At 71.2% G+C, this 5,001-nt stretch carries 4 protein-coding genes; all 4 read left to right on the top strand.

The features are described from left to right. The first annotated feature begins 264 nt into the window (after positions 1–264). The 4 genes from Pph01_RS18625 (at position 265) to Pph01_RS18610 (ending at position 4,886) form a co-directional block, all read left to right on the top strand. Positions 265–1,809, top strand: a complete 1,545-nt coding sequence (locus Pph01_RS18625) for an N-acyl-D-amino-acid deacylase family protein (RefSeq protein ID WP_204074389.1) — start codon at positions 265–267, stop codon at positions 1,807–1,809. Positions 1,810–1,955: 146 nt separating this feature from the next. Next, positions 1,956–3,254, top strand: coding sequence for a type III PLP-dependent enzyme domain-containing protein (locus tag Pph01_RS18620; RefSeq protein ID WP_239116825.1), 1,299 nt, complete (start codon positions 1,956–1,958; stop codon positions 3,252–3,254). An 11-nt stretch (positions 3,255–3,265) separates the two neighbouring features. Then, positions 3,266–3,652, top strand: a complete 387-nt coding sequence (locus Pph01_RS18615; protein ID WP_204074388.1) for a Rid family detoxifying hydrolase — start codon at positions 3,266–3,268, stop codon at positions 3,650–3,652. A 25-nt stretch (positions 3,653–3,677) separates the two neighbouring features. Continuing rightward, positions 3,678–4,886 (top strand): hypothetical protein, encoded by a 1,209-nt coding sequence (locus Pph01_RS18610; RefSeq protein ID WP_204074387.1) that lies wholly within the window; start codon positions 3,678–3,680, stop codon positions 4,884–4,886. Positions 4,887–5,001: the final 115 nt, after the last annotated feature.

Genomic DNA, 5,001 nt, shown 5'->3' with positions numbered 1-5,001 from the left:
CCGCAGCACCCCCAACCCCATGCCCAGCCAGGCAGCCGGACAAGAAACGAACGCCACCCCGAATCCACCCGACGAACCCCGAAGAACATGAGCCAAAGACACGACCCGAAGCCGACGCATCGACCACGCTGCGGCAACCCAACGGATCGCAGACGCCAGACACCGGCCGACACCCCGATGCGCACTCAGCCGGGCATCCACACGGCTCGCGCTCGGGCGGTGCCGAGAAGCCCGCACGCGCCGGTCAGTGATTCAATCGAACTCGTGACCTTCGATGTCCTCATCACAGGCGGCCGGATTGTCGACGGGACCGGCGCACCGGCCCTCAGAGCCGATGTAGGCGTCGTCGACGGACGTGTATCGGCGATCGGCAGGCTGGGAGAGGCCGAGGCCACGACGGTCATCGACGCCGCCGGCCGGTACGTGCTGCCCGGCCTGGTCGACTGCCACGCCCACGGCGATGCGGTCGTCTTCGACAAGGAGATCCAGCTCGCCGCCCTGCGCCAGGGCGTGACCACCTTCGTGCTGGGCCAGGACGGTCTGTCGTTCGCGCCCACGAGGTCGGTGGCCGCGCTCGACTACGCGAAGCGATACTTCGCGGCCGTCAACGGCGCGCACCCGGGAATCGACGGCCCGGTCAGTGTGGCGGAGCTGCTGGCGGGCTACGACCGGGCGACGGCGCTGAACACCGCTTACCTCCTCCCCCACGGAACGATCCGCTTCGACGCCATGGGCCCGGCGGAGCGGGCCGCCGACCCCGACGAGTTGCGGGTCATGCGAGAGGCGGTCGAGACGGGCCTCTCCCAGGGCGCGGCGGGCCTGTCGACCGGGCTCGAATACGTACCCGGCCGGTACGCGGACGTCGGCGAGCTGGCCCACCTCTGCCAGGCCCTCGGGGCCCTGCCGTACGTGACGCACATGCGCGGTTACGGAGCCTCTGCTCCGACGGGGATGGCTGAGGTCGTCGCGATCGCCGAACGCTCGGGCGCCGCCGTGCACGTCTCGCACTATCACGGCCCCGCCTCGACGCTGCTGCCCCTGGTAGAGGACGCGCGCCGACAGGGGGTGGACATCAGTTTCGACAGCTATCCCTACCTGCGGAGCAGCACGATCCTCGCGATGGTCACGCTCCCCTCGTGGGTTCCGGCGGCGGACACGGACCAGGCCGTCTCCCTGCTGCGCACCGAGCATGTACGGCTGGCACGCGAGTGGGCCGGCCTCGCGGATCTGTGGCCCCGGATCACCTTGTCCCACGCGCCGGGATTCGAGTGGGCAGAGGGGATGACCCTTCCGGCGGCCGCGGACAGGCAGGGCATGGAGCCCGCGGAATTCTGCCGGATGTTGCTGATCGAGACCCGTCTCGAGGCGGGTTGTGTCGCGGCCCGCGCGGACGAAGGCCCCGAGGGCGAGCGGTCCGTGCGCGAGATCCTCAAAGACCCGGGCCACACCGGTGGATCGGACGGCATCTACGTGGGCGGCCACCCGCACCCGCGGGGCTTCGGCGCCTTCGCGCGCTATCTCGGCAGGCATGTCCGCGAACTCGGCGACCTCACGTGGGAGCAGGCGGCCGTCCACCTGGCCTCGCACCCTGCCCGCCGTTTCGGGTTGCCGGACCGCGGTCTGGTACGGCGCGGCCAGGCCGCCGATCTGATCGTCGTCGATCCCCTGCGCGTCGCCGATACCGCGACCTACGAGAAGCCGCGCTCGGTGGCTGTCGGCGTCGATGATGTGCTGGTCTCCGGGGTTCCCGTCCTTCGGGGAGGTCTGCTCACCGGCGCGACCCCGGGCCGTGCGCTCCGCCCGGCCTGAGATCGGACGCGGGCGGAGGCAGCCGTACGGCAGGGCTCGTGACTCCTTCGGATCGGGCATCGGCCGGAGGGTCGAGTACGATCCAGCGAAGCGGTCCGCACCAGGAGAACCTGAGGGCGGAACCCGGATGACCGACAGGGGGCGATGTGAACGTCGTCGGTCGCCTGGAGACGGCTGACGCGGTCGTCGACTGGCAGACGCGTGGGTTCCTGCAACCCGAGGGCTCGGTCGCGGCGGGGGAGTTCGCCGCGACGGGACGCTCGTTGTTCGACGGCTCGTTCACTTGGCCGATCATGGTCGCGAGACGCTCGGCCTTGGACCACAACATCGCCACTCTCGCCGGCTTCGCCCGCGACCGCGGCCTGGTCCTCGCGCCGCACGGCAAGACGACCATGGCGCCGTCGCTCTTCCAGGCGCAGCTCGACGCCGGGGCATGGGGGATCAGCGCGGCCACCGCCTCGCAGGTGCTGGTCTATCGCCGCGTCGGCGTGCCACGTGTGCTGCTCGCCAACGAGATATTCGACGAGGGCGCGCTTCGCTGGCTGGCGGGGGAGCTGGAGCGGTTCGAGTTCCTCTGCTTCGTCGACTCGGTGGAGGGCGTCCGCCTTCTCGACAAGCACGCCGGCGCCGTGCCGTTCCGCGTCCTGGTCGAGCTCGGCCATCAGGGCGGTCGGACCGGCTGCCGGGGCCTACCGGAGCTGCTCAAGGTGGCTGAGGCGGCCCGGCAGGCCCGTGGCGTGGAGCTCGCCGGAGTGGCCTGCTACGAGGGCACCCAGCCGGGTGCGGAGGAGGTCCGGGCGTTCCTGCGCGAGTTCGTGGACGCGGCGAAGGCGGTCGCTCCTCTCGTGGAGGGCCGGATGGTGGTCTCCGCCGGCGGGAGCGCGTGGTTCGACCTCGTCGCCGAGGAACTCGCGCCGCTCGCGCGGGCGGACTCAGGGCCCGGTGCGCTCGTCATCCTGCGAAGCGGGGCTTACGTCGCCCACGACGAGGGCTTCTACCGGGAACGCACGCCGTACAACCGAAGCGGCTCCGAGGTGGCGGGAGCCGTACTCGAGGGTGAGCTCCACGCCGCCCTGGAGGTGTGGGCGCAGGTCCTGTCGGTGCCGGAGCCGGGTCTCGCGCTCGTCGGCATGGGAAAGCGGGACGTCCCCTACGACCTCGACATGCCGTTCGTCCACGCCGTACGGCCCGGCGGACCCGCGGCGCTCGTCGAGCCGGTGCCTGACGACGCGCCGGACGGTGTGCCGGGTGGGATCGGGATGCGGGTGGAGAAGGTTCAGGACCAGCACGCCTACCTGTCGATCGCGCCGGAGGTGAGGCTGCGACCGGGAGACCTCGTGTCGTTCGGCATCTCGCATCCCTGCACCGCCTTCGACAAGTGGCGGGTCATCCCGGTGGTCGACGACGACTATGTCGTGATTGATTTGATCAAGACGTACTTCTAGGAGTTGTGAACATGGGTGGCAAGCAGGAGATCCGTACGACCGACGGCGCCGCGCCGGTCGGGGCGTACTCGCAGGGTCTCGTCGTCGGTGATTTCGTCTACACCTCGGGGATGGGCCCGCTCGACCCGGAGACCGGGGAGGTCGTCGGCGACGACGTGGCCGCCCAGACCCACCGCACCATGCGGAACCTCGGCGCCGTGCTCGAGGCCCACGGACTGGGCTTCGACGACGTCGTGAAGGCGACGGTTCACCTGCAGAACCTCAAGCAGGACTTCGCGGCCTACAACGAGGTCTACAAGTCCTACTTCACCCAGCCGTATCCGGTTCGGACGACGGTCGGCTCGGACCTGCTGGACATCCTCGTCGAAATCGACTTCGTCGCCTACAAGGGCCGATAAGCGCCGCGCAGAAGGGTCGATGAGGATGGAGAGCACGCTTTACGCCTTCGTCGAGGACTTCCGCGGGGAGGGCGTGGACAAGGTCCTGGACCGCGTCTCGGCCTACGGCGTGGGAGGCGTGACCATCGCCGCGGCCTATCACGAGGCGAGGGACGTCACGCCCCACGGCGCCACCAGGCTGACGGTCCGCCGGGACGGCGTGCACTTCCTCCCGCCGGAGGACGTCTTCGGCGGGCTGCGGCTGGTTCCCCCGGTGCAGGAGGGCGCCGAGGAGGGGCCGCTGGCCGAGATCCGCCGGGCGTGCGGCGAGCGCGGCTTGGGGCTCCACGGCTGGACGGTCTTCCTGCACAACTCGGCTCTCGGCTCGGCGAACCTCGACGTCACCGTGCAGAACTGCTTCGGCGACCGGGGATCGCCCGCCGACCTGTGCCCGTCCCATCCCGACGCCCGGCTGTACGCGGTGGCGCTCGCGCGCTCGGTCGCCCGTCAAGGCGTGGACAGTGTCGTGGCGGAGTCGCTGCACTTCGGCGCGTTCGCGCACGGCTACCACCACGAGCGGAGCTTCGTGCCCCTCGGGCCCATGGACGCCTTCCTGTTCGGATTGTGCTTCTGCCGGCACTGCATGCGGCGCGCGGTGGACCTCGGCGTCAACGGCGAGGTCGCCCGCGAGGAGTGCGGCCGGATCGTCGCGGGCGTCCTGGGCGGGGACCCGCCCGCGCAAGGCGAGGTGACCCGGGCGGCCCTGACCGCGTACGCCGGCCCCGAGGTGGTCGCTTACGCCCGGGCGAGGTCGGAGAGCGTGACGTCGCTGGTGGCCGAGGTCTCGGCGGCCGTCACCGACGGGGGCTCGAAGCTCACGTTCGTGGACGCCACCGGCGCGCTGAAGGGACACGCGGACGGCCTCCCGTCGGCGGGACTCGCGGCACACGACGCGTGGCAGATCGGCGTGGACGTGGTCGCCCTGGGCGACCTCGTGCCGTCTTTCGCGGTGCCGGCCTACGCCAGGGACGCGGCCAGGGTCGCGGACGACGTCGGGGCGTACCAGCGGTCGATCAGCAAGGACCGCGAGCTGCGCGCCGTGCTCAGGCCGGGCGTGCCCGACAGCGACTCCGCCGACCGGCTGGCCGCCAAGGTCCGCGCGGCCAGGGCCGCCGGGGCGCAGGCGGTCGACTTCCACGCGTACGGCCTGGCCTCGCTCGAAGTGCTGGACCACATCCCCACAGCGCTCGCCTAGCCGTCCAGGCCTGCTGTTCAGGCCGGCCGTCCAAGCCGGCCGTCCAAGCCGGCCGTCCAAGCCGGCCGTCCAAGCCGGCCGTCCAAGCCGGCCGTCCAAGCCGGCCGTCCAAGCC

It is taken from the genome of Planotetraspora phitsanulokensis, assembly GCF_016863295.1.
GTDB classification, from domain to species: domain Bacteria; phylum Actinomycetota; class Actinomycetes; order Streptosporangiales; family Streptosporangiaceae; genus Planotetraspora; species Planotetraspora phitsanulokensis.
The sequence above is the reverse complement of the archived record's forward strand: the minus strand, read 5'-3'. Positions and strand labels throughout refer to the sequence as shown.